Origin of the sequence: Microbacterium sp. Root553 (genome assembly GCF_001426995.1) — a bacterium.
GTDB lineage: Bacteria > Actinomycetota > Actinomycetes > Actinomycetales > Microbacteriaceae > Microbacterium.
Map to the genome: position 1 here is coordinate 422,295 of NZ_LMFY01000001.1, position 26,150 is coordinate 448,444.

The 26,150-nt window shown below is 69.9% G+C and carries 28 protein-coding genes and 1 tRNA gene; 8 read left to right on the plus strand and 21 right to left on the minus strand.

All coding sequences use genetic code 11. The annotated features are described in order from the left end of the window. The first annotated feature begins 31 nt into the window (after window positions 1-31). Entirely contained in the window at window positions 32-964 is a 933-nt protein-coding gene (locus tag ASD43_RS01920; RefSeq protein ID WP_056412844.1) for a LysR family transcriptional regulator, read from the plus strand. Window positions 965-988: 24 nt separating this feature from the next. Here the strand turns inward: ASD43_RS01920 and ASD43_RS01925 are convergent, their stop codons facing one another. From ASD43_RS01925 to ASD43_RS01935, 3 genes are read right to left on the minus strand one after another with little or no spacing between them, the layout of a single operon-like run. Continuing rightward, window positions 989-2,530, minus strand: a complete 1,542-nt coding sequence (locus ASD43_RS01925; RefSeq protein ID WP_056412846.1) for a tripartite tricarboxylate transporter permease — start codon at window positions 2,528-2,530, stop codon at window positions 989-991. Between the two features lies 1 nt (window position 2,531). Then, entirely contained in the window at window positions 2,532-3,164 is a 633-nt protein-coding gene (locus ASD43_RS01930) for a tripartite tricarboxylate transporter TctB family protein (RefSeq protein WP_056412850.1), read from the minus strand. Further along, window positions 3,164-4,159 carry a tripartite tricarboxylate transporter substrate binding protein gene (locus ASD43_RS01935; RefSeq protein ID WP_056412855.1) on the minus strand — a complete coding sequence of 332 codons (996 nt, stop codon included), beginning with the start codon at window positions 4,157-4,159 and terminating at the stop codon, window positions 3,164-3,166. The genes ASD43_RS01930 and ASD43_RS01935 overlap by 1 nt, the downstream gene beginning before the upstream one ends. Window positions 4,160-4,310: 151 nt before the next feature. Between ASD43_RS01935 and ASD43_RS01940 the strand changes: the two genes are divergently transcribed. Continuing rightward, on the plus strand, window positions 4,311-5,579 hold the full coding sequence (locus ASD43_RS01940) for an ATP-binding protein (protein WP_082539191.1): 1,269 nt from the start codon (window positions 4,311-4,313) through the stop codon (window positions 5,577-5,579). Then, on the plus strand, window positions 5,576-6,316 hold the full coding sequence (locus ASD43_RS01945; protein WP_056412859.1) for a response regulator: 741 nt from the start codon (window positions 5,576-5,578) through the stop codon (window positions 6,314-6,316). Before ASD43_RS01940 ends, ASD43_RS01945 begins: the two co-directional genes overlap by 4 nt. A gap of 90 nt (window positions 6,317-6,406) precedes the next feature. Here ASD43_RS01945 and ASD43_RS01950 read toward each other — a convergent pair. After that, window positions 6,407-6,479 (minus strand) — tRNA-Arg (locus tag ASD43_RS01950). Between the two features lie 65 nt (window positions 6,480-6,544). Further along, window positions 6,545-7,126, minus strand: coding sequence for an asparagine synthase (locus ASD43_RS01955; RefSeq protein WP_200946551.1), 582 nt, complete (start codon window positions 7,124-7,126; stop codon window positions 6,545-6,547). A 127-nt stretch (window positions 7,127-7,253) separates the two neighbouring features. Between ASD43_RS01955 and ASD43_RS01960 the strand changes: the two genes are divergently transcribed. After that, complete coding sequence (locus ASD43_RS01960; protein WP_056412864.1) at window positions 7,254-8,093, plus strand: SDR family NAD(P)-dependent oxidoreductase; 840 nt, start codon at window positions 7,254-7,256, stop codon at window positions 8,091-8,093. A gap of 5 nt (window positions 8,094-8,098) precedes the next feature. Here ASD43_RS01960 and ASD43_RS01965 read toward each other — a convergent pair whose 3' ends face one another. From ASD43_RS01965 to ASD43_RS02005, 9 genes are all read right to left on the minus strand, one after another. Continuing rightward, complete coding sequence (locus tag ASD43_RS01965) at window positions 8,099-8,962, minus strand: hypothetical protein (protein ID WP_235564000.1); 864 nt, start codon at window positions 8,960-8,962, stop codon at window positions 8,099-8,101. A 10-nt stretch (window positions 8,963-8,972) separates the two neighbouring features. After that, window positions 8,973-9,218 carry a hypothetical protein gene (locus ASD43_RS01970; RefSeq protein WP_056412868.1) on the minus strand — a complete coding sequence of 82 codons (246 nt, stop codon included), beginning with the start codon at window positions 9,216-9,218 and terminating at the stop codon, window positions 8,973-8,975. 73 nt (window positions 9,219-9,291) lie between these two features. Then, a complete protein-coding gene (locus tag ASD43_RS01975) occupies window positions 9,292-11,529 on the minus strand; it encodes a heavy metal translocating P-type ATPase (RefSeq protein ID WP_056412870.1) in 2,238 nt (745 codons plus the stop codon). 1 nt (window position 11,530) lies between these two features. Further along, on the minus strand, window positions 11,531-11,740 hold the full coding sequence (locus ASD43_RS01980) for a heavy-metal-associated domain-containing protein (RefSeq protein WP_056412873.1): 210 nt from the start codon (window positions 11,738-11,740) through the stop codon (window positions 11,531-11,533). Window positions 11,741-11,831: 91 nt separating this feature from the next. Beyond that, window positions 11,832-12,449, minus strand: coding sequence for a GntR family transcriptional regulator (locus ASD43_RS01985; protein ID WP_235564001.1), 618 nt, complete (start codon window positions 12,447-12,449; stop codon window positions 11,832-11,834). Window positions 12,450-12,633: 184 nt separating this feature from the next. Beyond that, complete coding sequence (locus ASD43_RS01990; protein ID WP_056412879.1) at window positions 12,634-13,275, minus strand: NADPH-dependent F420 reductase; 642 nt, start codon at window positions 13,273-13,275, stop codon at window positions 12,634-12,636. A gap of 79 nt (window positions 13,276-13,354) precedes the next feature. Continuing rightward, the gene (locus tag ASD43_RS01995; RefSeq protein WP_056412882.1) at window positions 13,355-14,293 is read right to left on the minus strand and encodes a GNAT family N-acetyltransferase; all 939 of its coding nucleotides are present in this window, start codon (window positions 14,291-14,293) and stop codon (window positions 13,355-13,357) included. Between the two features lie 23 nt (window positions 14,294-14,316). Further along, a complete protein-coding gene (gene sufU / locus ASD43_RS02000) occupies window positions 14,317-14,751 on the minus strand; it encodes a Fe-S cluster assembly sulfur transfer protein SufU (RefSeq protein WP_045254805.1) in 435 nt (144 codons plus the stop codon). Then, window positions 14,748-16,070, minus strand: coding sequence for a SufS family cysteine desulfurase (locus ASD43_RS02005; protein ID WP_056412885.1), 1,323 nt, complete (start codon window positions 16,068-16,070; stop codon window positions 14,748-14,750). The genes sufU and ASD43_RS02005 overlap by 4 nt, the downstream gene beginning before the upstream one ends. Window positions 16,071-16,152: 82 nt before the next feature. Here ASD43_RS02005 and ASD43_RS02010 point away from each other — a divergent pair, with 82 nt between their 5' ends. After that, a complete protein-coding gene (locus tag ASD43_RS02010) occupies window positions 16,153-16,800 on the plus strand; it encodes a LysE family translocator (protein ID WP_056412889.1) in 648 nt (215 codons plus the stop codon). A 9-nt stretch (window positions 16,801-16,809) separates the two neighbouring features. Here the strand turns inward: ASD43_RS02010 and ASD43_RS02015 are convergent, their stop codons facing one another. Together ASD43_RS02015 and ASD43_RS02020 are read right to left on the minus strand one after the other, a co-directional pair. Continuing rightward, window positions 16,810-17,610 carry a DUF1206 domain-containing protein gene (locus ASD43_RS02015; protein ID WP_082539192.1) on the minus strand — a complete coding sequence of 267 codons (801 nt, stop codon included), beginning with the start codon at window positions 17,608-17,610 and terminating at the stop codon, window positions 16,810-16,812. After that, window positions 17,607-18,056 (minus strand): winged helix-turn-helix transcriptional regulator, encoded by a 450-nt coding sequence (locus ASD43_RS02020; protein WP_082539193.1) that lies wholly within the window; start codon window positions 18,054-18,056, stop codon window positions 17,607-17,609. Before ASD43_RS02020 ends, ASD43_RS02015 begins: the two co-directional genes overlap by 4 nt. 90 nt (window positions 18,057-18,146) lie before the next feature. Here ASD43_RS02020 and ASD43_RS02025 point away from each other — a divergent pair, with 90 nt between their 5' ends. Next, window positions 18,147-18,539 (plus strand): nuclear transport factor 2 family protein, encoded by a 393-nt coding sequence (locus tag ASD43_RS02025; RefSeq protein ID WP_056412891.1) that lies wholly within the window; start codon window positions 18,147-18,149, stop codon window positions 18,537-18,539. An 88-nt stretch (window positions 18,540-18,627) separates the two neighbouring features. Here the strand turns inward: ASD43_RS02025 and ASD43_RS02030 are convergent, their stop codons facing one another. Both ASD43_RS02030 and ASD43_RS02035 read right to left on the minus strand, forming a co-directional pair. Then, window positions 18,628-19,260, minus strand: coding sequence for a GyrI-like domain-containing protein (locus ASD43_RS02030; protein WP_056412895.1), 633 nt, complete (start codon window positions 19,258-19,260; stop codon window positions 18,628-18,630). A gap of 75 nt (window positions 19,261-19,335) precedes the next feature. Next, the gene (locus ASD43_RS02035) at window positions 19,336-20,520 is read right to left on the minus strand and encodes an ROK family transcriptional regulator (protein WP_056412899.1); all 1,185 of its coding nucleotides are present in this window, start codon (window positions 20,518-20,520) and stop codon (window positions 19,336-19,338) included. Between the two features lie 86 nt (window positions 20,521-20,606). Here ASD43_RS02035 and xylA point away from each other — a divergent pair, with 86 nt between their 5' ends. Both xylA and xylB read left to right on the plus strand, forming a co-directional pair. Next, window positions 20,607-21,794, plus strand: a complete 1,188-nt coding sequence (xylA, locus tag ASD43_RS02040; RefSeq protein WP_056412901.1) for a xylose isomerase — start codon at window positions 20,607-20,609, stop codon at window positions 21,792-21,794. Window positions 21,795-21,799: 5 nt separating this feature from the next. Continuing rightward, window positions 21,800-23,086 carry a xylulokinase gene (xylB, locus tag ASD43_RS02045; protein WP_056412906.1) on the plus strand — a complete coding sequence of 429 codons (1,287 nt, stop codon included), beginning with the start codon at window positions 21,800-21,802 and terminating at the stop codon, window positions 23,084-23,086. Between the two features lie 105 nt (window positions 23,087-23,191). Here the strand turns inward: xylB and ASD43_RS02050 are convergent, their stop codons facing one another. The 3 genes from ASD43_RS02050 to ASD43_RS02060 are packed head-to-tail and all read right to left on the minus strand — an operon-like array spanning window position 23,192 to window position 26,135. Next, window positions 23,192-24,253 carry a Gfo/Idh/MocA family protein gene (locus ASD43_RS02050; RefSeq protein ID WP_056412909.1) on the minus strand — a complete coding sequence of 354 codons (1,062 nt, stop codon included), beginning with the start codon at window positions 24,251-24,253 and terminating at the stop codon, window positions 23,192-23,194. Then, on the minus strand, window positions 24,250-25,008 hold the full coding sequence (locus tag ASD43_RS02055) for a cupin domain-containing protein (protein WP_056412912.1): 759 nt from the start codon (window positions 25,006-25,008) through the stop codon (window positions 24,250-24,252). Before ASD43_RS02055 ends, ASD43_RS02050 begins: the two co-directional genes overlap by 4 nt. Then, complete coding sequence (locus ASD43_RS02060; protein WP_056412916.1) at window positions 25,005-26,135, minus strand: Gfo/Idh/MocA family protein; 1,131 nt, start codon at window positions 26,133-26,135, stop codon at window positions 25,005-25,007. Before ASD43_RS02060 ends, ASD43_RS02055 begins: the two co-directional genes overlap by 4 nt. Between the last annotated feature and the right edge of the window lie 15 nt (window positions 26,136-26,150).

A 26,150-nucleotide genomic window follows, 5' to 3' on the forward strand; every position in this document is an offset into this window, starting at 1 on the left:
ATAGTCCTGCTGGTATCGATAGACTGAAGGCATGAACCTCGAGCAGCTCCGCGGGTTCGTCGAGGTCGCCCGCCTCGGCCACTTCACGCGTGCATCCGAGTACCTGCACCTCGCCCAGCCCTCGCTGAGCAGGCAGATCTCGACCCTCGAACGCGAACTCGGCGCGGAGCTGTTCCACCGCGCGCGCGGCCACATCGCGCTCACCGCCGCCGGCGAGGCGCTGCTCCCCCGCGCTCAGCGGATGCTCGCCGAAGCGGAGGCCATCCGCGACGAGATGGGCGAGCTCGCCGGGCTCCGACGCGGACGCGTGCGCCTCGGCGCTCCCCCGACCCTGTGCATCAGCCTCGTCGCCGAGGCCATCAGCGCGTTCCATGCGGCCCACCCCGGTGTCGACCTGCACCTGGATGAGAGCGGGTCACGGCTTCTCGTCGATCAGCTCGCGGTCGGCGCCGTCGACATCGCGCTGATCACCGAGTCGACGGGCCCACCCCCGTCGGGATTCAGCCTGACGCGCATGCCTCTGCTCACCGAGGAGTTGGTCGTGGTCTCCGCGGCATCCCAGCCTCCCGTCGCGATCACCCCCGCGATCGGCCTCGAGCACCTCGCCACGCTTCCGCTGATCGCCCTCGACGAGACCTACGAGCTGCGCGCGACCACCGACGCGGCCTTCCGCTCTGCGGGCATCACCCCGAAGCACGTCCTCGAGGGGGCGGAGATGGATGCCGTGCTCCGCTTCGTCGAACGAGGAGTAGGCGTCGCCGTCGTGCCCGCGATGGTGCTGTTCGACCAGCCGGCGTTGCGCTCGGTGCGCCTGACACACCCGATGATGCGGCGCACCGTGAGTCTCGCGCACCGCGCGGACGTCACCCCCGCGGTCGCCGTCGCCGCGATGCGCGATGTGATCCTCACCACCGCCGCCGACTACGCGCGACGAGACCCCGCGATCACCAGCCTGCTCGACTGAGCGCGCCGAGGCGTCCGCCCGACGTCATGCCTCGACCGACTCCTTCGCCTCGGTCCTCGCCTCGGCCTTCGCCTGTGCTCGCGTCACGATGCGCCCGCGGATCGCGACCAGCAGGACCACGCCCAGAATCACGTACAGCGTGATCGAGATGGGCCCCTGGACGAGTACCGAGAAGTCGCCGTTCGCGCTCATCGCGGCATCGCGGAGGCTGGTCTCGGCGAGCGGCCCGAGGACCATGCCGATGATCAGCGGGGCGAGCGGGTAGTCGAGAGCCCGCATCAGGAAGCCGAGCAGACCGATGCCGAGCAGCATGAGCAGGTCGAACGCCGAACCGCTCGTCGCGTAGATGCCGAGTGCGCAGAAGAGGGTGATCCCCGCGTAGAGGTATGGACGCGGGATGAGCAGTAGCTTGGCCCAGAGCATCGCGAACGGGAGGTTGAGGATCAGCAGCACCACCATCGCGATGAAGAAGCTCGCGAGGAGCGCCCAGACGAGCTCGGGGGCGCGCTCGAACAGCAGGGGCCCTGGCTGCAGCCCGTACTGACGGAAGGCGGCGAGCATGATCGCGGCGGTCGCCGAGATCGGCAGACCGAGCGCGAGCAGAGCGCCCATCGCCATGCTCGTGGTCGAGTTGCCGGCCGCCTCGGGGGCGGCAAGGCCGCGGATCGCCCCGGTGCCGAACTTCGGTCGCGCCCGGCGCGCATCCAGTCGCTTCTCGAGCCCGTAGGCGAGGAAGGTCGGGATCTCGGAGCCGCCGGCGGGAACGACGCCGAACGGAAGACCGATCGCCGTCCCTCTGAGCCACGCCGGAGTCGCTTCCTTGAACTCGCGGCGCGTGAGCCACGGCCGACCCGAAGGCCTGATCATCGCCTTGTCCTTCATGTGCCGCTCGAGGCAGGCGACATAGATCACCTCGCCCAGTGCGAGGATCGCCACCGTCACCGTGACCAGCGAGACGCCGTCGAAGAGGTTCGGCGATCCCATCGTGAAGCGAGGCGCGCCCGAGACGCCGTCGACGCCGATCACGGCGATGCCGAGACCGATGAACAGAGAGGTCAGTCCCTTGACGACGTTGTCGGTGACCACCGACGACGTCGCGACGAAGGCGAACACGGCGAGCGCGAAGAACTCCGCGGGTCCGAAACGGCTCGAGAAGTCGGCCAGCGCCGGCGCGAGGAAGACCACGACGATAGAGCCGATGAAACCGCCGATGAACGCGCCGATCGCCGCGGTCGCGAGGGCTTGTGCCGCCCGCCCGTTACGGGCCATCTTGTGACCTTCGATCGTCGACGCGATCGCCGACGCCTGCCCGGGGGTGTTCATGAGGATGCCCATGGTGGAGTCACCGAAGAGGCCGCCGAAGTAGACGCCGGCGAACATGATGAACGCGGCGGTCGGCTCGAGCGAGAAGGTCACGGGCAGCAGCAGTGCCACCGCCATCGACGAGCCGAGGCCGGGCATCACGCCGACCGCGGTGCCGAGCAGGCATCCGATCAGCACCCAGACGAGGTTCTGCCAGGTCAGTGCCCCGGCGAACCCCTCCGCGAGAAGCTGCAGAACATCCATGTCAGAACCCCCAGCCGAGAATGCCCGAGGGCAGCGACATGCCGAGCGCCATGTCGAACGCGATGTACGAGAGCGAGCTGACGGTCAGACCGACCACGAGACCGAACAGCCAGCGGGTGGAACCGAAGCCGCGCGCGATGCACCAGAACAGCAGCCCCGCGGCGATGATCCAGCCGAGGATGTTCAGCACGAGCGAGAACACGAGGAACGAGCCCACGACCCAGGCGAGGGACCTGCCGTCGACGCGGACCGTGCGCGGCTCGGCCGGCGCCTCGGGAGTGGACGCGGATGCCGGGGACACGGGTGTCGTCGCTGCCGGCTCAGACGAGACGGATGCCGCGGACGCGGTGTCGACCTCCGCACGATGCTCTCGCACCGCGCCGACGGAGAGGACTGCGGCGAACAGGTAGAGGCCGGCCATGATCAGCATCGGGAAGAACTGCGGGCCGGGGAACGCCGTGCCCTCGGGGACCTTCATCGTGATGATGCCCACGAGCAGATAGGTCGCGAACGCGACGAGCACGACCGGCATCGTCAGGTTCTTCAGCAGCGCTGCCGCCCGTCCGGGCCCGGCGCCGAACGCGAGCCGCTGCCCGACGACCGCCGACACCGCTGTCGGGTTGCTCGATGACATCACAGCCCCATCTCCTCGTACAGCTCCTCGATGCGGGAGTGCTCGTCTGCGAGGAAGGCGTCGAGTTCCTCCCCCATGATCACCCGTTCCGTCCAGCGGTAGCGGTCGATCGCGTCGCGCCACTCCGGCGTCGCGATCGAGTCCGTGATGAGCTCGCGCAGGTCGCCGATCTGATCGTCCTCCAGCCCCGCGGGGGCGGCGAGCATGCGCCAGTTCGTGAGCGAGACGTCGTACCCCTGCTCGGCGGCCGTCGGGATGTCGATGCCGTCGACCGGCTCCTCCGCGACCAGAGCCAGCACGCGCAGACGGCCCGACTCGATCTGATCGATGTTGTCGGGGTAGCCGCCTGCCGCCGCCTGGGCCGTGCCGTTGAGGAGAGCCTGGATGGCCTCCCCGCCGCCGTCCGACGAGATGTACGTCGTATCGAGCGGCGCGATGCCCGCGCTGATCGCGAGATCGGTCACCACGAGCTGGTCGAACGAGCCGCCACCCGTCCACGGCACGCTCTTCGGATCCGCCTTCCAGGCGGCGACGAGATCGTCGAGCGTCTCGTGCGGCGAGTCCGCCGGCACCACGATGACGTCGTACTCCTCGACGATCACCGCGAGGGGCGTCACATCGTCGAGCGTCGCCGCGGAGCCGAACTGGATCGTCGCCGCCATGAGACCGGTCCCTCCGACCAGGAGGTTGTTCGGCTGGCCCTCGAGCACCGAGACGTTGCCGAGAGCGATCGTGCCGCCGGCGCCCGGCATGTTGACGACCTGGACGTTGTTCACGAGCCCGTTGGCCTTCTGCGCCTGCTGGAGCTCGCGCGCCACGCCGTCCCAGCCACCGCCTGCTGCGGCGGGGGCGATGATCGTCATCGATGCGTGGATGTCCTGCCCGGCGGCGGCGGACGTGATGGAACCGAACGCGGCGATGCCGATCGCCGCTGCGGCGATCGTGCCGCCTATGACCCGCGGCAGAATCCGCGTCCCCGATGAACTCGTCGTCATCATTGCCTCCTCGTGCGGACATCGTTGTCGCCGCAAGACGGTTATTAGGATGGCAAGAGACCGAGCGCACGTCGTGTGCGCTCGGCTTTGTGCTCATAGATGCTCATAGGAGAGCGGAGCGCGGCGATCCAGCGACGGAGAGGCGGCCGAGATGAGACGCAGGGTCGGCGCACGCGCCGTGCGCCTCGGGATGCTCCTGCTGCCCAGCCTCATCGTGCTGTCCGCTGTCGGGGTGACCGCGGGTGTCGCGATCGCGGCGCAGGAACGCAGCATCCGCGCATCCACGGCGGATCGTGTGCGCGAGGTCGCCGCGAGCCTCGCCGTGCTCCCCGAGGTGCAGCGCACGCTGGAGTCCACGGTCGACAGCGGCGACGATGACGATCCCGCCGATGCGGGCGACCTCGCCGACGCGACGGAGCAGCTGCAGCCCCTCGCCGACATCGTCGCGCAGGCCGCCGGGGTGTACTACGTCGTCATCACCGACGACGAGGGTGTGCGGATCACCCATCCGCTCCCGTCCGAGCGCGGGGTGCGCGTGTCGACGACGAACGAGTCGGTGCTGGCGGGCGCGGAGTTCCTCGGCACCGAGACCGGTCCGTCCGGTCGATCGCTGCGCGCCAAGGTGCCCGTCTTCGGCGACGGCGACCGGATCATCGGCATGGTGGCCGTCGGCGTGTTGGAGTCGAGCCTCTCCGCGCGTCGCGAGGAGGCCCTCGGCGACATCCTGCCGTGGATCGTCGGAGCCCTCGTCGTCGGCACCCTCGCGAGTTCGGCCGTCGGGGCGGCGATCGAGCGACGATTCCGCCGACTCGACGAGCAGGCGGCCGAACACGAGCACCTGCGGCTCATCACCACCGCTCTCCAAGAGCAGTCGCACGAGTTCAGCACCCGCCTGCACGTGATCCACGGGCTCGTCTCGCATGGTGACGCCGAGGAGGCGCTGACGTACATCGACGACATCGTCCCTGTGCTCACCTCCGAGCTCCCAGGAACCACGCGGACCCCGATCACGAGCGTCGCGATCGAGGCCGTGCGGAGGGAGCTCACCGCGCTGGGAGCGCACCTCGAGGTCGACGTCGATGACGACATCGAGATCGACGAGGGCGTGCTGCTCATCATCGCCAACCTCTGCCGCAATGCGGGCGAGGCCGGCGCGGGCAACGTTCGCTGCACGGTGACGCAGCGCGGGCGCACGCTGATCGGCTCGGTCGAGGACGACGGGCCGGGCATCGACCCCGCCGACGTCGATCGCGTCTTCGCTCGCGGGTACTCGTCGAAGTCCGCGCGCACGGTCGGCGGTCGCGGCATCGGACTCGATCTCGTGCGCCGCACCGTGATGGCGCGCGGCGGAGTGATCGAGATCGGACGCTCGCCCCTCGGGGGCGCGCGCTTCGACTTCGAGATGGATGAGGTGCGATGAGCGAGATCCGTGTGCTCGTGGTCGACGACGACCCCGGCGCTCGCGCACTGCACGGCCGGTTCATCGCCGAGACTCCCGGTTTCGACCTCGTGGGCACGGCGGGCACCGGCGCCGCAGCGCTCGCACAGGTGACCGACGACGTGGACCTGCTGCTGCTCGACATGCGCCTGCCCGACATCAGCGGCGTCGAAGTGCTGCACCGACTTCGCGCCGTCGATGCAGCGGGCCCCGACGTGCTCGTGATCAGCTCGTCGCGCGACCAGGTCACGGTGCGACAGGCGCTCGCGGCGCACGTCGCCGGGTATCTCATCAAACCCTTCACGCAGGAAGTCCTGCGCCGGAGGCTGGAGGAGTACGCCGCACGGCGCAGCGCCCGCGATGGTTCGGAGCAGGACCGACCCCTCGCACAGGGCGAGGTCGACCGGCTGCTCGCCACCGGAACCATCCGGGTCAGCGACCGGACGGAGGAGCGTCCACCGGCACTCTCGGCCGACCCGACGGGCGGTCTGCCGAAGGGACTCGCCGACGTCACGCTGGCCCGCGTGATGGCGGCTCTCGACCCGGTCACCTCGCGGTCGGCATCCGAGATCGCCACCGCGTGCGCGCTCTCGCGGGCGACCGCTCGCCGCTACCTCGAGCACCTCGTCGCGACGGGTGTGATCGATCTGGCACACCGGTACGGCAAGCGGGGACGCCCGCAGGTGCTCTACCGCCTCGCCCCGTCCCCCGACGCGTGACCGCCTCCGCGATGCAGGAAGGGATCACCCCGCAGCGGCCCCGGAAACGGAAGATCCCCGCCGCTCTCGCGACGGGGATCTCACCTGATGTGCGCCCGAAGGGACTCGAACCCCTAACCTTCTGATCCGTAGTCAGATGCTCTATCCATTGAGCTACGGGCGCTCCTGGACCGCTCAGCGGGCCGTGGAACAGCCTACAACAGACGCGGCGCGAAAGCGAAACGAGGGTCAGTCCTCGTCCGCGCCGACCTTCTGCTTCGTCTTCCGCTTGGCCTTCGCGCGCTGCAGCGACGACAGCGCCTGCAGGTCGACGAGCCGCAGCGCCTGCATCCTGGCCTCGCGCATCCGGTCGTAGTCGGGGTCCTGATCGGGCCGCATCCCCTCGACGCGCAGGCGCCGATCGAGGTTGTGGCGCACATCGGCCCAGGCGCCCTCGCGGGCCTCCTCGACGATCACGCGCAGCGCCGCGTCGTCTTCCATCACGTCGCGCAGCTTCGCGGCGACACCGTGCGACTGCTTGGCCCGGCGGCGCAGGTTGCGCACATCGCGGTCGCGGTAGTCGTGGGTGCCCGACGGATCGGAGTGACGGCCCCTGGCGCGCTTGCGCAGCTGGGTCAGGTTGCGCTCGATCTCCTCCGACTCCTCGGCCATCGCCCGCAGCGCCTCCCGCGCGTCGGCGACGTACCGGTCGGTGTCGAACACCCCGTTCTCGGCGATCGTGCCGATGAGGATGTGATTCTTCACGGCGAGGCGCGCGGCGGCGGTCGCGATCGCAACGCCTTCGGCGACGGCATCCGCAGTTCTTCCCACCCCGACCTCCTCCATTGAGAATACCCGTATCGCTTCGTCGCGCACTCGGCCAGAATGGATCGGGATCACGCCGTCGCCTCCTTTCCGGCGCCGAACGTCACCCTCGATCCCCGTCGGGAGGAGTGCAGTGAAGCGTCTCGCCCTCGCCGGGAGCACGACGGTCATCACCGGAGCCGCGAACGGGATGGGCGCGCAGATCGCGCGGATCCTCGCCGCCGACGGCGTGCACCTCGCTCTGATCGACCACGACGCCGACGCGCTCGCGACGGTGGTCGCGGCCCTACCGCCGACGACCGTCACCGCTCACGTGGTCGACCTGCGCGACGATGAGGCCGTCTTCGCCGCCGCCGCCGACATCTCCGCCGCGCATCCTCGGATCTCCGCCCTGATCACGTGCGCGGGATCGTCGATGCTCGGCACGCTCGACCAGCTCACGATGGAGGAGATGCGCTGGCTCGCCGACGTCAACCTCTGGGGCACCGTGTCCATCACCAAAGCCCTGCTGCCCTCGCTGCGCGCGTCTCGCGCTGCGCACATCACCCACCTCGCGAGCATCTACGCGCTCGCCGCACCCGCCGGACGCATCCCGTATGCGCTGAGCAAGTACGCGGTGCGGGGCTTCTCCGAGGCCCTGCGGCACGAGCTCGAGGGGACGACTGTGACGGTGGGGGCGGTGTACCCGGCCGGAGTCCGCACCGGCATCATCCTGCACGGTCGCTACGCCGCGGCGATCGATCCCGCCGTGGCCGCACGGGCGGCGGAGGCGCAGGCGGCGATGTACCACACCGAGCCCGCGGACGCGGCTGCCGCGATCGTCCGGGCCACGGTGCGCCGTCGTGCGCGCACGATGGTGGGCCGGGAGGCCCGCCTCGTCGACGTCCTGGTGCGGCTCGCTCCTGCCGCCTATTGGCGAGTGATGCGCCGCCCCCTGCGCGACGCCGTCGACACGACGACCCCGATCGGCTGACGGGCTCAGCGCACGGCGCCGACCCAGATCCCGGAGGCCCAGGCCTGCTGATCGCCGTCGCAGCCGACGGAGCCCGGATACCCGCGCACCACCGCCATGCAGTTCGCGAGGAACTCCGGGTCGCCGCCGAACATCGACTGATACGTGTCCGAGGCGGTGAGCGCACCCCACACGCGGAACTGGTAGATGTGCGCGAGCTCGTGCGCCATCGCCCAGTTCAGTCGCTCGGTGCTCCACTGGGCGATGTCCGCGCGGTACTTGATGTACCCGTTGCTGTTCGCACAGGCGGCAGCCGATCCCCCGGCGCACGAGGCCGATTCGTACAGTCCCACCCCGCCTCCGCCCACCGTGTCGAGGGCGGCGCGCACCCGCGCATAGCCGTCGGGTCCGCTCGACGACCAGGCAGGTCCCCCGGGCGCCGCGTACTGCGCGGCCTCCCAGACCGAGACGTCCTGGCCGACCTTGTCGATCAGGGCATGCACCGTCGCCGTCGCGGCGACGACCACCGCGGGGTCCTTGCGCTCGGCGAGCACGGCCTGCTGAGCGGACTGCACCGCCGCCCGATGCGCCGCGGTGTCGACCTTGCCCTCGGCCGACGTCAGCGCCGTCTGCAGACCCGCCAGCTCGGCCACGAACGCGGCCCGCACATCGAGGACGGCCGCGCGATCGGCGATCTCCCCCTCGGTGATCTCGATCAGTCCGGTGAGGCGGTCGGTGCGCATCTGCGCCGACTGCTCGGACTGCACGAGCGTGCGCAGCTCGTCGATCACGGCGGCACGGTCGGCGTCGAGCGCCACGGCGCGACTCACGACCCCCGCGGCCAGCAGCAGGGTCGCGACCATGGTGACCGAGAAGATGCGCCGGATCACGGCGTGCCCCTCACGGCAGGAACCCGGTGGTGTCGGACAGTAGGGTCTCCTGCGCGGCGAGTGCGGTGCGCAGGCCGGTGAGCTGCTCGGCGTATCGATAGTTGGCGTCGCGGGTGGCCTCGAGCGACTGCTCGGCACGCACCACGGCGGCCTTCGCTTCTTCGAGCGCGTCGACCCGCTGCTGATCCGCGACCACGACGAGCACGGTTCCCGCGATGAGCAGCAGACCACCCGCGACGACCGCGACGCCCCTCATATCGCTCCCCAGAAGAAGATGACCATCCGGAACGATTCCGTAGGGCCAATATATCCTCGTCGCGGGCGGTCAGCTAGCGAGCAGCGGGCGACACCGCCCCGCGGAAGCGGCGGAGTCGCAGGCTGTTCAGCACCACGAACACACTGGAGAACGCCATCGCCGCCCCGGCGAGCATCGGGTTGAGCAGTCCGAGGGCCGCGAGCGGTATCGCCGCGACGTTGTAGGCCAGCGCCCAGAACAGGTTGCCGCGAATGGTCCCCAGCGTGCGCCGCGCCAGCCGGATCGCATCCACGGCGCCCCGCAGGTCGGCCCGCACGAGGGTCAGGTCCGAGGCCTCGATGGCCGCATCGGTTCCGGTGCCCATCGCGATCCCGAGGTCGGACTGCGCGAGCGCCGCGGCGTCGTTGACACCGTCGCCCACCATCGCCACGCGGCGCCCCTGCTGCTGCAGGGCCACGATCTCGGCCACCTTCTGCTCGGGCAGCACTCCGGCGCGCACCTCGTCGATGCCGACCGCGGCGGCGATGCGCCGCGCGGCGCGCTCGTTGTCTCCCGTGAGCAGCACGGGTCGCAGTCCGAGCTGTCGCAGTGCGGCGATCGCGTCTGCGCTCGAGGGCCTGACCTGATCCGCGACGATCAGCACGCCGCGCACCCGTCCGTCCCACGCCACGGCGACCGCCGTCCGCGCGCTCTCCTCGGCGTCATCGAACGCGGCGGCGAGGGAGGAGCCGAGCTGCAGCCCCCAGTCGGCGAGCAGAGAGGGCCGCCCGGCGACCACTGCTCGCGCCTCGACGACACCGGTGACGCCGCGTCCCTGCACGTTCTGGAAGGACTCGACCGCCGGCAGAGCGCCGAGTCGCTCGGTCGCGCCGCGCACGATCGCCTGCGCGATCGGATGCTCCGATGCCTCCTCCACCGCGGCCGTGAGGCGCAGCACCTCGGCCTCGTCCTCTCCCGACGCGGGAATGACCTCGAGGAGCGTCATGCGTCCGGTGGTGACGGTGCCGGTCTTGTCGAGCACGATGGTGTCGACGCGACGGGTCGACTCGAGAACCTCCGGTCCCTTGATGAGAAGGCCGAGCTGAGCGCCCCGCCCCGTCCCCACCAGCAGGGCCATCGGGGTGGCGAGGCCGAGCGCACACGGGCAGGCGATGATGAGCACGGCCACTGCCGCGGTGAACGCGGCCGCCGTGCCGCCTCCGACGAGCAGCCAGGTGACGAGCGTCACCGCCGAGATCGCGAACACGATCGGCACGAAGACCGCCGACAGCCGGTCGGCGATCCGCTGCGCCTCGGCCTTGCCCGACTGCGCCTCCTCCACGAGGCGCGCGATGCGGGCGAGCTGGGTGTCGCCGCCGATGCGCGTCGCCGTGACCCGCAGCCGACCGCCGATGTTCACGGTGGCACCGGTGACGGCGTCGCCCTGGTGCACCTCGACCGGCACGGACTCGCCCGTGAGCATCGAGGCGTCCACCGCGGACGCCCCCTCGAGCACGACGCCGTCGGTCGCGATCTTCTCGCCGGGCCGCACGATGAACACGTCGCCCACCGCGAGATCGGCGAGCGGTATACGCTCTTCGCGACCTCCGCGCACGACCGCGACATCCTTCGCGCCGAGCTCGCCGAGTGCGCGCAACGCCGCGCCCGCCCGACGCTTGGACCGCTGCTCGAGAAAGCGCCCGAGCAGCAGGAACATCGTCACGCCGGCGGCGACTTCGAGGTAGATGCTGCCCAGACCGTCGCCGCGTTCGATGACGCGGAACGGATGCGTCATGCCCCACATGCCGGCAGTGCCGAAGAACAGCGCGTACAGCGACCATGCGTAGGCGGCGGTGACGCCGACCGAGATGAGCGTGTCCATCGTGACGGTGCGGTGCGCCGCGTTCTGCACGGCGGCACGGTGGAAGGGCCAGGCCGCCCAGGTGACGACGGGAGTGGCGAGGATCAGCGACGCCCACTGCCATCCGGCGAACTGGAGGGGTTCGGCCATCGCCATCGCGATGACGGGCACCGCGAGCGCGATCGCGACGATCAGGCGCAGCCGCAGCAGCAGATAGGCCGGATCGACCTCGTCCGCCCGCTTCTCCCTCGGCAGTGCGGCCGTGTACCCGGTGCGCACGACCTCGGAGATGAGATCTTCGACGTCGACTCCGGCGGGGGCTTCGACGTGGGCCCTCTCGGTGGCGTAGTTCACCGACGCGGAGACGCCGTCGATGCGGTTCAGACGCTTCTCCACCCGTGCGGCGCACGACGCGCAGGTCATGCCCCCGATGTCGAGGTCGTAGGAGACGGGCTCCGTCGAGGTGGCCATCTCAGGCACGCGCCGCGGTGTATCCGGCCTCGTCGACGGCGGCCAGCACGGCAGTGTCGTCGACCGGAGCATCGGCGGTGATGACGAGGCTGCCCGAAGCCGCACTCACCTCGATCGCGGTGACTCCAGACAGCTTCGAGACCTCGCTGCGCACGGATCGCTCACAGTGTCCGCAGGTCATCCCGGTGACGACGTATGTGGTCGTACTCATCTCTGCAATCCTTTCGACGGTTCCGAATACCCCCCTGGGGTATTCTTCCGAGGATAACAGTACCGCTTCGAGGTCTATTCCCGAAGCGATCTCAGACCGCGGAGGGCCCACCGGCGAGGCGCAGTTCGGCGGTGGCCTGCCCACTCGCCAGATGCCGCGGGATCAGCCAGCGCAGCGTGTCGGTGTCACGAGCGGCGACCGCTTCGAGGATCACCCGGTGCTCCTCGGCCATCGCGAGCAGGTCGTCATGCTGCCCGAACAGCCAGCGCAGTCGTGTCACGAACACGCCGATCAGCTCGTCGAGCATCTCGTTGCCCGCCAGCTCTGCCGCCACGGCGTGGAACTCACCGGCAGCCATGCGGGCGGCCTCGATGTCTCCCGCCTGGGCCGCCGACAGCTCCCGGTCGAGCGCAGCCCGGAGGCGCGCGATGCCCTCGTCGGTATGACGCTCGGCGGCGAAGAGGAAGATCAGGGTCTCGATCGCTTCGCGCACCTCGCCGAAATCCTGGATGTCCCGGCGCGTGAACTTCCGCACGACCGCCCAGCTGCGTGGCCGCGCGACCACCACGCCCTCGCTGACCAGAGTGCGGATCGCCTCGCGAACAGGCAGCCGCGAGACGTGGAGTTCAGCCGCGATGTCGCGTTCGACGAGCCGCGATCCTGGCGCGCGGCGCCCGAGGATGATGTCGTCGCGGAGAATGCGCGTCACCCTCACCGACTCGAGTTCGCCTGCAGTCCCCAGCCCCACCATATGCGGATCATCTCATTCCTGGCCCGGGCCGGACAAGTTCGGTATCCCAGCGCCCGGGATCGCCGGTCGCCCCTGTCGGATCGAGATCATGCGAGAGGGGGCCGGATGCCGCAGCATCCGACCCCCTCTCGGAGCACATCGCTCAGGGCAGGCGGTTCGCCTTCGCGAGGTTCGCCTCAAGCTCTGCGGCGGTCTGCTTCACGACGTACGCCGGGCGGTCGCGCTCGACGCGCCAGGACTCGCTCAGCGGGCCGATGTTCACCGTGTCGAAACCCGCCTCGTCGTAGAACCGCGTGACGAAGTCCGTGGCCTCCGCGTCGTCGCCCGCGGTGGCGAGAGCGCGGCGGCCCTCGGTTCCGGCCGGGGTTCCGTCGGTCGTGATGTCACCCGAGGGGATGTGGTTGAACGCCTTCGCGATGCGCGACGTCGGCAGCTTCTGCTGCAGCATCTCGGAGGTCGTGGTCTCGCCCTTGTCGAGCGCCTCGATGTGACCGTCGCGCTCGAAGTAGTAGTTGTTCGTGTCGAGCACGATCTTGCCGGCGAGCTGGTCGGCGGGCAGCTGATCGATCGCGCCGAGCGGCACGGTCACGACGGCCACCTCCGCCGCCTCGGCGGCCTCCGCGGCGGTCGCCGCCTTCGCCTTCGGCCCGAGCTCTGCGATGAGATCCGCGAGCGTCTCCGGTCCGCGGGAGTTCGCGATCACGACGTCGTATCCGTTCGCCACGGCGACGCGCGCGATCTGGCTGCCGATGTGTCCTGCTCCGATGATTCCGAGAGTTGTCATGCTCGGCCCAACGTCACAGCGGGCGCACTATTCCCGCGGCGACCGCGTGTCTCCGCACCCGCTCCGAGTCGCCGGTCACTCAGACCGTGAGCAGGAAGCGTTCTTCGATGCGCCGGTACCCCAGGCTCTCGTACAGTCGGACCGCCCCGGCGTTGAACCCGAAGACGTGGAGTCCGATCGAGTCGGCGCCGAACCGCGCCGCCTCCCGCTCGGCCGCGATCATCACGTCGCGCCCGTACCCCCGGCGACGTCGGTCGCTCGCGATCTCGATGTCGAGGATGAACGCGTGCGGGCGCCCGCCGCGACGGCGGATGCCGATCCAGAGGACTCCGACCTCCTCGCCCTCGACCTCGGCGGTGAAGAGCTCCTGCCCGGCGGAATCGATGCCGTCCGGCAGCTCGAGCTGCATCTGCCGGTGCGACTCCACCGCCGCATCCTCCGCCGAATAGCGGCCGGAGGATGCGAGATCCTCGGCGAAGGCCGCCTCGGAGCTCGCCGCGAAATCGACGAAGCGGGCTGCCGTCATCGGCGTCAGCACCAGAGACGAGGGCGCATCGCGCGACGGCAGCGGTTCGAGAAGCATCTGGATCGAGGCGACCTCGAATCCGCGTCCCTCGACGAATGCACGACTCGCGGCGTCGCAGACGTAGACGGCCATGCTGATCCGGTCGACGCTCTGCCGCCGTGCGAGCTCCCTCAGACGCTCTAGCACCTGGTCGAGCAGCGCCGCATCCGGTGCGGAGTCGAACGAGAGGTCGACGACGAACAGCACGCCGTTGTTGGCGGCGAGCCACACCGTTCCGCGCCGATGCGCGCCCTCGTCGATCGTGAGGATCAGAGAGGTCTCGGTGGCGGGCCCGTGCGGCAGCAATTCGTCGAGGAACGCATCGACCCTCTCGATCGCGTCGCCCCCGACGAACATCCCCGACTCCAGGCGGAGGGAGAGCAGGCGCTCCCGCGTGGCCGCACGCCAGTCGTCGAACCGGGCGTCATCGAGCGGAGTCAGGCGCACAGGCATGTCTCCATCCTGCCCGTGCGTGCTCACGCCCGGTGGAGTGCGTCTTCGACGGCGACCCAGGCGAGCATCGCGCACTTCACCCGTGCCACGTACCGCGAGACACCGCCCAGGGCCGCCACGTCGCCGAGGAGCTCCTCGTCGGGCTCGATCTTGCCGCGCGAGCGCATGGCCTCGCGGAACGCCGCGATGCGCACCTCCAGCTCGGGCACGGTGAGTCCCTCGGCGAGCTCGGCGAGCAGCGACGCGGATGCCTGGGAGATGGCGCATCCGTGCCCCTCCCACGCGAGCGCCTCGATGCTGCCGTCGTCGGCCCGATGCACCTGCAGGGTGACCTCGTCGCCGCAGGTCGGGTTCACCTGGTGGGACTGCGCCGCGATCTCCTCGCGGAGCCCGAACCCGTGCGGGGTGCGCGAATGGTCGAGGATGAGCTCCTGATACAGGCCCTGCAGATCACTCATGCGCCCCTCCGGAAGAAGTCGATCGCGCCCTGGACGCCGTCGACGACGGCATCCACCTCGGCGTCGGTGGTGTACAGATACGTGCTCGCCCTGGTCGACGAGGTGATGCCGAGACGGCGGTGCAACGGCTGCGCGCAGTGATGCCCGACCCGCACCGCGATGCCGAGGTCGTCGAGGAACTGCCCGACGTCGTGCGAGTGGATGCCGTCGACGTCGAAGCTCGCGAGGCCCACTCGCGGCAGATCGATGCCGGCTCCGAGCACCCGCACCCCGTCGACGGCGGTGAGCCCGTCGACGAGGCGTGCGCCGAGCGCTGCCTCGTGCGCGGCGATGCGCGGCATCCCCACCGCGGTGAGGTAGTCGACCGCGGCCGCAAGCGCCACGACCTGGGACACCCGCTGCGTGCCGGCCTCGAAGCGCTGGGGCGGCGGCAGGTACGAGGCCTCGGTGGTGGTGACGGTGGTGATCATGGATCCGCCGGTGAGGAACGGGGGCATGATCTCGAGCAGTTCACGGCGACCGTAGAGCGCACCGATCCCGGTCGGGCCCAGCATCTTGTGACCCGAGATCACGGCGAAGTCGACGTCGAGGGCGTGCACGTCGAGCGGCAGATGCGGTGCGGACTGACAGGCATCGAGCACCACGAATGCACCGACCTCGCGGGCGAGGGCGACGAGCTGATCCACGGGATTGATCACCCCCAGCACGTTCGACACGTGGGTGACGGCGACGAGTCTGGTGCGCGCGGAGATGATGTCCGCGGCGACATCGAGCCGCAGCGCCCCGTGGTCGTCGAGCGGGATCACGCGCAGGGTCGCTCCGGTGCGCGCGGCGAGCTCCTGCCAGGGGATGAGGTTGGCGTGGTGCTCCATCTCCGTGGTCACGATCTCATCGCCCTCGCGCAGGCGGAGCGGCTCCGCCGCTGCTCCTCCCCGTCCGAGCGAGGCGTTCGAGAGCGAGTACGCGATGAGGTTCAGCGCCTCTGTGGCGTTCGAGGTCCAGACGAGCTCCCCGACGTCTGCGCCGATGAAGCGCGCCACGGTCGCCCTGGCGTCCTCGAAGACCTCCGTCGCCTCGGCGGCCAGCGTGTGCGCGCCGCGGTGCACGGCCGCGTTGAGGGTCGAGGCGAATTCGCGTTCGGCATCCAGCACGGAGAACGGGCGCTGCGATGTCGCCCCGGAGTCGAGGTAGGCGAGCGGATGCCCGTGCACCTCGGTCTGCAGGATCGGGAAGTCCTGGCGGAGGCGTCGCACCTCCTCGTCCGTGAGGGGACCGTCGCTCGGCGGGCTGATCGCGTCGACGTCGCGGGAAGTGCTCATCCTTCTAGCTTCTCATCCGGCGGGTCGAGACGGGTCACGATCGCGGCCGGCGACTGGCGCGCAACTGCCCTAGGCTCGCAGCATGTTCAGCGCCGCCACGCTCGTGACCTTCGTCGTCGCGGCATTCGTCATGGTCGTGATCCCCGGTCCGACCGTGCTCTTCACGATCGGCCGCGCCATGGCTCTGGGACGGGTCGGCGGCTTCCTGAGCATCCTGGGCACCGCGGTCGGGTCGATCCTGCTCATCATCGGCGTGGCGCTCGGGGTCGGCACCGTGGTCGCGCAGTCGATCGTGCTGTTCACCATCGTCAAGGTCCTCGGCGCCGGGTACCTCGTGTTCTTGGGCATCCAGGCGATCAGACATCGCACCGACGCGGCGAAGGCGATGACGGGGGCGGTGCCGACTCGCTCAGGCCTGCGACTGCTCGGCGAGGGCTTCGTCGTCGGTGCCACGAACCCCAAGTCGATCGCGTTCTTCCTCGCGATCCTGCCGCAGTTCGTCGACCTTCACTCGGGATCGGTGCCTCTGCAACTGCTGGTGCTCGGGGCGATCGTCGTCGCGATCGGAGTGGCCTGCGATGCGATCTGGGTACTGCTCGCGAGTGCGGCACGAGACTGGTTCGGCCGCTCGCCGCGACGCATCGAGGCCGTGAGCGCGACCGGCGGGAGCCTCATGATCGCTCTCGGCGCGTTCCTCCTGGTGTGGAGCGAGAAGCCCGCGAGCGTCTGAGCCGCGAGCTCACATCCGCGCGTAGCGGGCGCGGACCATAGAGAAGATGCCGTAGATCACGAGCCCTGCACCGACGACCCACAGCACGAGGCGCCCGAACGGCAGATCGGTGAGGCTGCGCAGCGCGGCATCCAGGCCGGCCGCCTTCTCGGGATCCTGCGTCCACGCCGCCACCACGAACAGCACGCCGGTGACCGCGATCGCGATGCCCTTCGCGAGGTAGCCCGCGACGCCGAGGGCGATGATGCCCGGCCGCGCAGGTCCCGTCGGCACGTCCATCGTCTTCCTGAATCCGCGCGTGAATCCGATGACGACGAACCCCACTCCGACACCTGCGACGCTGAGCCCCAGGATGAAGAGCAGCACCACCCCTCCCGGGGCGGAGAGCACCACCGCGCTGAGGGTCTGCGACGTCTTCTCGGACTCGACCGTTCCGCCGAAAGCGAAGATCAACGCGAGCCCGGCGATCACCAGGTACGCGCCGGCGATTCCGATCAGCTTCACCCGCTGACCCCACTTGCGGGGTTCCGCGCCCGAGGCGAGCATGCCGCTCGCGACCTGCCAGATCGCGAGCGTGATCAGCGCGACGGCGACCACGGCGAGCAGCAGTCCGCCGATCGGAGTCGAGCGGATCTGCTCCATCGCGCCGTCCTGATCGGCATCCCCGCCACCGCCCGAAGCGATCGAGATGGCTATGGCTCCGATGATGATGTGCACCACACCCACCATCACGAAACCCACCCTCGCCACACGGCGGAAGGCGTCGGAATGCTGGGCCGTGCGCGCGGCATCCTTCGGGGAGGAGGTCATCCCTGCAGGATATCGCCGCGTGACGAGGCATCGGCGGGGCGTGCGGCGGCGCCATCGCCCACGCCATCGCCGTCGCCGAGGAGTCGGCGGTCGGCCTCGTCGTCGTAGCGATCCTGGGCGTCGAGGACCTCGTCGACATGCGATTCCGCCCAGATCCGCAGAGCCTGCAGCGGTTCGTGCAGTGTGCGCCCGAGCGGGGTGAGCCGATAGCGTGCATGTCCGTCGTCGTCCACCGCGTGCACGAGCATGCCGTCACGGTCGAGTGCGCGAAGAGTGTCGACCAGGACCTTCTTCGTGATCCCCTCGACCTTGCGGTGCAGCTCGCCGAACCGCAGCGGCTCCTCGTGCAGGAGGATCACGATCATCGCGGTCCACTTGTTGGCCACCCGCGCCAACGACGCCCGAGACGGGCAACTCGAGGAGAACACGGTCCATTCGGGGCTCATCCGCTCGACATCCCTCCGGTGACGTTGAAGTGACCACGCCCGTATGGAGACGCTGGATGCTCAGAATACCGAGACGACGAGGAGGACATCATGTCGGCGATCGACATCGTGGGACAGTACGGGGCGGCCATGGCCGCGGGAGACATGCAGGCGCTGGCGGAGACGTTCGCCGCGGATGCCGTCTGGCACCAGCCGGGCAAGAGCCAGGTCTCCGGCGATAAGGTCGGCCCTGAGGCGATCATGGCGCACCTCGGGCACTTCATGGAGCTGAGCGGTGGCACCTTCGTCCTTGAGACCGACTCGGCGACCGAGAGCGGCGATCTCGTGTCGGCGACGGTGCGCTTCCGCGCCGCGCGCGAGGGACATGCGGATCTCGATCAGCACGGCGTCGATGTGTTCCGCGTGGCGGCCGGGCGGATCGCGGAGGTGTGGCTGATCAGTGAGGACCAGCAGGCGGAAGACGCGTTCTGGGGCCACGCCTGAGACGGAATGCAGCGGCCACGCCCGAGGCTGACGCTGAGGTCGGAGAGGCGCATCCGGCGCTCTCTGACCTCGGCGCCGGACCGGTGGGTCACCCCAGGCGCTCGACCGGCTGCCGGAGGATGGTGCGGAGCTTCGCCGGCTCGACCCGTCGGACGTCGCTGAGATAGATCTCGTGATGCAGGCCGGTCATGCGCAGGCCGCTGTCGGGGATGAACCGCTCATGCAGATAGGCGAGAACCGGAGCCTCGTCGTCGTAGGAGCCCACATGCAGGGTCTGCACACAGAGTCCCTCGTCGAGCGTCTCGAGGCGCACCGAACGCAGTGCCGCGTTCTGCTGCTTCTTCTTCGCCGCCTTCTGCTCGACCGCCTCGACGGCATCGGCGAACATCGCGGGCGTGACGTGCTCGGGAACCATGATCATCAGCGTCCACACCCACGCCGACTTGTCGCGCCGCGATGTGAACGACTCCCTGTCGGGCGCGTCCCACAGCCCCTCGAGCGGCATCACGACGGTGTCGACGCCGAGAGTCCTCTTACCCTCGAACTTGAGCGTGTAGGCCAGAGGGAAGAGCGCAGCGACCGCATCCGCGTACGCCGACGCCGTGTTCGGATCGCCTGCGCCGTCGATCATCAGGTACTGCATCGGCGGCACCTCGAGGATGCGGAACTCGCCCCGCTTCGCCGCGTAGGCGTCGAGCGTCTTCTTCGGGTCGATCGCCATCGCCGTTCCTCTCGCCGCAGAGCGCCCCTCGGGCCGCGACGACAGTGTCGCACGAACGGTCGACATCGGGCGGCGTCAGCTGCGCTCCCCCGGGTCCGCCAGCAGACCGGCGAAGGCGAGTTCCGCGGCTCCGATCAGCAGCCGGTCGACGCCCAGGTCTGCCGGGCGGATCTCGAGCCCCTCGACGCTCTCGGACATCGCGAGAGCACCGACGTCTGCCGCGATCTGCTCGGAGCGCAGATCCGCGATCGTCGCGAGGAATCCGCCCAGGACGACGAGGGACGGATTGAGCACGTTGACGGCATTGGCCAGTGCGCTCGCGAGCACATGCGCCTGGCGCGTGATCTCCTCGGACACCGCGTTGGAGGTCGAGGCGGAGAGCTCGGCGTCGAGCGTCTCGTCATCGGCGGCGTGCGGGCCGACCGCGTCGAGGCCGACAGCGTCGAGCAGCAGCCGCCTGCTCACCTCCGCTTCGAGGACGCCGTCGCCGGTGCGGCGGTCGCCGTCCGCGGAGATGCGCGGACGGTTCTGCCCGAACTCCCCGGCGTATCCGCCCGCCCCCGCCACCGCCCGGCCCTGGATGATCAGGCCGCCGCCGATGCCCGACGCGCCGCCGTTCAGGTAGACGATGTCGTCGATCCCCCGCCCCGCGCCGTAACGGTGCTCGGCGATGGCACCGAGCGTGGCGTCGTTGTCGACGAAGGTCGGCGTCCCGGTCGCAGCGCTCACCAGATCAGCGAGCGGCACGTCGGCCCACTCGAGGTGAGGGGCGTTGCGCACGACGCCGTCCGAGGTGCGCACCAGACCGGGGACGGCGACGCCGACGGCCTCGATGCGTACGTCGGCGAGGGGGCCGTCACGCCAGGCGGTCACACGGCCGGCGATCGTCTCGGCGACGGCCTCGGGGGTGGGCGTGTGACGGTTGGGCAGCCGCTCGCGCACCAGGATGCTGCGGTCGAGGCCGACCGCGGCGATCTCGATGGCATCCACCTCGGGGTTCACCGCGATCGCGACGACCCGCGCCGACGCGCTCACCACCGGCGAGGGGCGGCCCACCCGACCCGCGACGTCGGGGATCCGCTCGTCGACGAGTCCCCTTCGCACCAGCTCCCCCACGAGGTCGGCGATCGTCGAACGGTTCAGTCCGGTCTGCTCGGTGAGCGCTGCCCTCGAGCGGGCGCCGTCCTCGTGGACGACCCGCAGGATGCGGGAGAGATTGTGGGCGCGCGTGCCCGGCGCGGGGCTCGGCTGTGACGGCATCCCTTCACTGTAGGGGGTGGACGACCGCACCGACATGAGATATGTTGTGATTCACAACTTATTCGCTGACCTGCACAGGAGCAGACATGCCCACTCCCACCCGTGACGACAAGTTCTCCTTCGGCCTGTGGACCGTCGGCTACAACGGAGCCGACCCGTTCGGCGGCCCCACCCGACCCGCTCTCGATGTGGTCCACGCCGTCGAGAAGCTCGCCGAGCTCGGCGCCTACGGTCTGACGTTCCACGACGACGACCTCTTCGCTTTCGGCTCGACCGATGCCGAGCGTCAGAACCAGATCGACCGCCTCAAGGGCGCTCTCGCCGACACCGGTCTCGTCGTCCCGATGGTGACGACCAACCTGTTCAGCGCACCGATCTTCAAGGACGGCGGCTTCACCTCGAACGACCGCGACGTGCGCCGCTTCGCCCTGCGCAAGGTGCTGCGCAACCTCGACCTCGCCGCCGAGCTCGGCGCCAAGACGTTCGTGATGTGGGGCGGCCGCGAAGGCGCCGAGTACGACTCCGCGAAGGACATCCGTCAGGCGCTCGAGCGCTACCGCGAGGCCGTCAACCTGCTCGGCGACTACGTCACCGACAAGGGATACGACATCCGCTTCGCGATCGAGCCGAAGCCGAACGAGCCGCGAGGTGACATCCTGCTGCCGACCCTCGGTCACGCGATCGCCTTCATCGACTCGCTCGAGCGCCCCGAGCTCGTCGGCGTGAACCCCGAGGTCGGACACGAGCAGATGGCCGGGCTCAACTTCACGGCCGGCATCGCGCAGGCCCTGTTCCACGGCAAGCTCTTCCACATCGACCTCAACGGCCAGCGGGGCATCAAGTACGACCAGGACCTCGTGTTCGGTCACGGCGACCTGCACAACGCGTTCTCGCTCGTGGACCTGCTCGAGAACGGCGGCCCCGGAGGCGTTCCCGCCTACGACGGCCCCCGCCACTTCGACTACAAGCCCAGCCGCACCGAGGACGAGACCGGCGTGTGGGACTCGGCCGCCGCGAACATGCGCACCTACCTGCTGCTCAAGGAGCGGGCCGCCGCGTTCCGCGCCGACCCCGAGGTGCAGGAGGCATTGGCCGCCGCGCGCGTCGACGAGTTGTCGACACCGACCCTGAATGCCGGCGAGACGTACGACGACCTGCTCGCCGACCGCGCCGCCTACGAGGACTTCGACGCGGATTCCTACTTCGGCGGCAAGGGCTTCGGCTTCGTCCGTCTGCAGCAGCTCGCGACCGAGCACCTGCTCGGCGCCCGCTGATCGTCATGCCACTGGTTCTCGGGGTCGATTCGTCGACCCAGTCCTGCAAAGTCGTGGTCGTCGATACCGCGACGGGTGAGGTCGTGCGCTCCGGTCGCGCCTCGCACCCCGAAGGGACGTCCGTCGACCCCGAGTCCTGGTGGCGTGCTCTCGAGGACGCGATCGCGGAGGCCGGCTCGCTCGACGACATCGCCGCGTGGTCGATCGGCGGCCAGCAGCACGGCCTGGTCGCCCTCGACGCGTCAGGGCGCGTGATCCGCGATGCGCTGCTCTGGAACGACACCCGCTCGGCGGGCGCCGCGGCCGATCTCATCGCCGAGTTCGGCGCCTCGGTGCTGGCCGCGCGCACGGGGCTGGTGCCCGTCGCGTCGTTCACGATCACCAAGCTGCGCTGGCTGCGCGACCATGAGCCCGAGAACGCGACGCGCGTCGCGGCCGTCGCGCTGCCGCACGACTGGCTCACCTGGCGTCTGCGCGGCTTCGGCCCGCACAACCCGGTGCTCGACGAGCTCGTCACCGACCGCTCGGATGCCTCGGGCACCGGCTACTGGAATCCCGCGACCGGCGAGTACGACCGCGAGCTGCTCGTGGCGGCGCTCGGACACGACGTGGTGCTGCCGCGCGTGCTCGCGCACGACGAGTGGGTGACAGACGTCGACGAGCGCCGCGTCGGCGCCGGAGCGGGCGACAACGCGGCGGCGGCGCTCGGCCTCGGCGCCGCGCCGGGAGATGTCGTCGTCTCGATCGGCACCTCCGGCACCGTCTGCGCGATCAGCCGGACACCCGTCATCGACCCCACCGGCACCGTCGCGGGCTTCGCCGACGCATCAGGGAACTTCCTCCCTCTCGTCGCGACGCTGAACGCGGCGCGCGTCGTGGATGTCACGGCGGCCCTGCTCGGGGTCACGCACGGTGAGTTCAGCGACCTCGCCCTGCACGCCGATCCCGGCGCGGCCGGGCTGACACTCCTCCCCTATTTCGAGGGCGAGCGCACCCCGAACCTGCCTGACGCCACGGCATCACTGTCGGGGATGACGCTCGCGTCGACCACGAGGGCCAACCTCGCGCGTGCCGCGGTGGAGGGCATGCTGCGCGGCCTCGGCGCGGGCCTCGACGCCCTGCGAGAGCTCGGCATCCCTCTCGAGCGCGCCCTGCTCATCGGCGGAGGCGCGCAGTCCGAGGCCGTGCGTCGGATCGCTCCCGACATCCTCGGCCTCACGGTCGAGGTGCCCGAGCCCGGCGAGTACGTGGCGCTGGGCGCGGCGCGACAGGCGGCCCAGCTGGTCGGCTGAGCGAGCGGCACCAACCCCTCGGGAGGAGAAGTACGTGTCGGGAGGAGAGATCCCCCGCATACTTCCTCCCGAGGCGCAGTTCTCCGCCGCACGAGACGGATGCCGTCAGCCGGCGAGCACCCGAGCATCCCGCTGCGCGATGATGCTCAGCTCTGCCGCCGTGAAGACGTGCGCCTGCGTCATCGCGCGCTCGGTGCGGTCGAGGCAGTCGCGGATGAGGTGCCCGAAGAACGGGAACCCGGTCTTGCCCGTCGCATCGAACCGGAACTGCCCGTCCTGGTTGACCAGCAGCACCTGCCCGCCGCCGTTGTCGGTCGTGATGTCGGTGTACTTGCGCAGTTCGATGTACCCATCGGTACCGAGAAGAACGGTGCGGCCGTCGCCGAAGACATCGAGCCCCGCCGGGGTGAACCAGTCCACCCGCACGTACCCGGTGGTGCCGTTGTCGAGCACGACGTGCGCGTCTCCGAAGTCCTGCAGCCCAGGAGTCTCAGGGTGCGCGTAGTTCGCCACCGTCGAGCTGACGATCTCGCCGTCGGTCGCGCCCGTGTAATAGAGCATCTGCTCGAAGTTGTGGCTGCCGATGTCGCAGATGATGCCGCCGTACTGCTCCGGGTCGTAGAACCAGTCCGGGCGTCCGGCGCCGATACGGTGCGGCCCGAACGACGCGACCTGCAGCACGGTGCCGATCGCACCCTGGTCGATCAGCTGGCCGGCGAGGATCGCGGCCTCGGAGTGCACCCGTTCGCCGTAGTAGACCGCGAATTTTCGACCGGTGCGCTCGACAGCCGCGCGGGCTTCCGTGAGGTCGTCCATCGTGGTGATCGCGGGCTTGTCGGCGAAGAAGTCCTTGCCCGCATCGAGCACGCGCACTCCGAGCGGAGCCCGCTGGTTCGCGATCGACGCGCTCGCGACGAGCTGCACCTCGGGGTCGCGGAGCACCTCCTGCTCGCTCGCCGCGGCCCGCGCCTGCGGGAACCGTTCGAGGAAGTCGGCGACCTTCGCGGGGTCGTCGTCGTGGACCAGCGACAGGGTCGCACCGGCCTCGATGAGCTGCTCGACCATGCCGTGAATGTGTCCGTGCGCCAGACCGACGGCCGCGAAGACGAACTCCCCGGGGCCGACGACCGGCTCGGGCAGCGGATCGAAGGTGTACGTGCGGGTCATCGGTCGTTCTCCTCGTCGGTCGCGGCGCCGTCGGTCATGTCGTCATCTGTCACGTCGTAGGTGCGCAGGCGGCCGCACATGCCGTATCCGCGATCCCCCACCGAGGGTACGGCCTGGTGCACGCGGGCGTCGGCGAGGTGCGCCACCGAGCCGGACGCGACGGCTGCGGCGAGCGCGAGCGACTGCTCGGCCTGCGCCAGCGGACGTGCGCGCACGAGGTCGCTCCACGCCTCGGCACGATCGCGCACCAACGCACCCGCGGCGGCATGGAAGTCGTCGAGCGCCGCATGATCGCCCGCGACGACCGCATCCCGCAGGGCCTCGAACCCGGTCACGGCGAGGTCCCGACGTGCGGACGCGCGCGCGGCTCTGCCGCTCTCGCCTCCGAGGGACGCCGCCGCCGCGTAGGCCTCCTGGTCTGCCACGACCTCTGCGGGGAAGGTCATCACGGCGTCCCCCGCCTCGGGCAGTCCCGCGTTGCTCATCAGCACGACGACGCGAAGGCCGCCGTGGTTCACGGCGCGATGGACGGTTCCCGGGGTGAACCAGACGACGGATCCCGCCGACAGCGCGGTCTCTCGAAAGCCGTCCGCGTCGATCGTCTGCAGCGCGCCCTGCCCAGATATCACCACGTAGGCCTCGGTCGAGACGAGGTGCATGTGCGGGCTCCCGCCGCAGATGCCGTCGGGCGCCGCATCCGCATAGACGTCCAGATGCGACAGTGACGTGCCGCCGGGGAACGACGACCCGCTCACGACGCGGCCTCGATCAGCGAGGCCTTCTTCTCGAAGAAGTGCGGCGCGTTCGCGACGAGCCGGCCCGCCCGGTAGTACGGGTCGGATGCCGCGATCGGCAGCGCCACGAACTCGCGCTCGAAGCCCGCCTTGTAGATCGCCGTCACGACTTCCACCGCGTTGCGCCCGTCCTGGCCCGTGGAGACCGGCGCGCGTCCCTCGCGGACGGCGGCGAGCAGATCGCCGATCTGCCCTTCGTGCCCGAGGTGGGCAAGTGGTGTGCGTGCGGCGACGAGCGCCTCGATGCGGGACACGACGTCAGGATCACCGCCCGGTTCCGGGAAGCCGTCAGGGCGGGATCGCTCCGCGACCACCGAGAACGGCTGGGACACTCGCGCGTGCGCGCCCTGGATCACTATCGCCTGTTCCTGACCGTGGTGCACGACCGAGCTGGTCAGCTGCGCGAGCCCGCGGTCATAACGGAAGATCGCGACCGACAGATCCTCGACCTCGGCATTCTCGTGCTGCGCGTTCGCGAGCATCGCGGTGATCTCGGTGGGGCTGCCCAGCAGCCACAGCAGCAGGTCGATGTGGTGGATGGCGTGGTTGAGCGTGCATCCGCCGCCCTCCTTCTCCCACGTGCCGCGCCACCAGAGGTCGTAGTAGGGCAGCCCCCGCCACCAGGCCGAGTCGACGCGGACGTGGGAGATCGATCCGAGCAGACCCGAGTCGACGACGTCTTTGAGGGTCGCGAGGTCGTCACGGAAGCGGTTCTGCGCGACGACGGAGAGCACCGTTCCTGAGCGTTCCTGCGCCGCGAGCATCGCATCGCACTCCTCAAGCGAGGGTGCCATGGGCTTCTCGACCAGCACATGGAGGCCGGCATCGAGCGCCGCGATCGCCAGAGACGCGTGCGTCGACGGCGGCGTCGCGATGCTCACGAGGTCGACCAGACCCGACGAGATCATCGCGAGCGGGTCATCGAACGCCGCGACCTCGGTGAGGCCGAAGGCGACGGCCTTACCCTCGGCTCTGCCCGGCACGACGTCGGCCAGCGCCACGATCTCGCAGGACTCGGGGAACGCGCGGTACGCCTCGATGTGGGCGTCCGCGATGCCGCCGGTCCCGATGATGCCGATCCTGAGCATGACGCGACTCCTCGT